This window comes from Alteromonas alvinellae (assembly GCF_902705805.1).
This window is the reverse complement of record NZ_CACSIH010000106.1, coordinates 1-1,478: the sequence shown is the minus strand read 5'-3', so window position 1 is coordinate 1,478 and position 1,478 is coordinate 1. Positions and strand designations below refer to the sequence as shown.

The 1,478-nt window shown below is 44.5% G+C and carries 1 protein-coding gene; it reads left to right on the top strand.

All coding sequences use genetic code 11. From position 1 onward, the window contains the following. Positions 1-108: 108 nt before the first annotated feature. On the top strand, positions 109-1,478 hold a 1,370-nt coding region (locus ACX5KA_RS06830; protein ID WP_458730736.1), incomplete at its 3' end, for a transposase.

Genomic DNA, 1,478 nt, shown 5'->3' with positions numbered 1-1,478 from the left:
TTGTACGTTTTTCGGACCTTGAGACTATAAATTTCCCACCCTATTGATCAGTAGATTTACATTAAAATCATATACACACTGTGATGCCAATTCAAGATAAAGGCGCCATTGCTAGTAACTCACTCTCATACCTATAAACGACATCGTCCAGAGCAGACGTTACTGTATCAATTGGTCGAACGCCACTACCCAGAATTTCAGAAGCAGCTTTCACAAAAAGGGAAGTCGTTACCACTTCATGTGGTAAAAGAGTTTGAAGAGTTTCTTAGGTGTGGTCGGCTTGAGCATGGTTTTTTGCGTGTAGTTTGTGACGACTGCAAGCATGAGAAACTGCTGGCGTTCAGCTGCAAACGCAGGGGATTTTGCCCAAGTTGCGGTGCAAGAAGGATGGCAGAAAGTGCCAAGTTGTTAGTTGAAGATGTTCTTCACGGTTACCCTGTACGCCAATGGGTATTGAGTTTACCCATCCCGCTTCGTCTACTTCTAGCTAGGTATCCCAAACACTTAAGTAAAATCATGCAAATCATTCATCGTGCTATTTCTTGCGATATTGTGCATCGGGCTGGGTATCTTAAGAAGCAAGCAAACACAGGAGCGGTGACTTACATTCAGCGATTTGGTAGTGCACTGAATCTCAATATTCACTTTCACATGCTCTTTTTGGAAGGCGTTATCACTCAGGAGTGTGGACAGTCCAAATTCAAGTGCGTTAAAGCACCAAACCACAATGATATGGAAACCCTCGTGAATGTCATTAGCCATCGCATCGCGACCTACTTGGAGAAGGCCGGGCTCGTTCAACGGGATATGGACAACACATTTCTCGATTTACCCATGGATGACGAAGATAGTTTACTGCCCTTGCAAGCAGCCTCTGTCAATTACCGCATTGCTGTAGGACCAGATACAGGCAAAAAAGTCTTTGCCTTGCAAACCTTACCTGCCAAAGACGAACAACATTACGGTCAATTAGCTCAAATAAACGGTTTTAGCTTACACGCTGGGGTGTTTGCAGACAGCCATCAAACTGACAAACTGGAAAGGCTATGCAGATATATCTCAAGGCCAGCGTTAAGCGAGCAACGATTGAGTCTAACCGATTCAGGAAAAGTAAGATATCAACTGAAAACTCCCTATCAAGACGGTACCACACATGTCTTTTTTACTCCCTTGGATTTCATAGGCAAGCTCGCGGCACTGGTGCCAGTGCCGAGGCTAAACCTTACGAGGTTTTATGGCGTGTTTGCTCCCAATGCTAAGGTGCGTGCCGAGGTAACGGCTTCACAACGCGGTAAGAATAGCCCTCGCTTAGCAGAGCATCTGAAAGATTCAGATAAACCATACCATGCGCGAAGCATGTCGTGGGCACAAAGGTTAAAAAGAGTATTCAATATTGACATCACAGTCTGTGAGGCTTGTGAAAAAACCAACGTCAAAATTATTACTTGTATTACGGATCCGGCTGTTATCCATAAGAT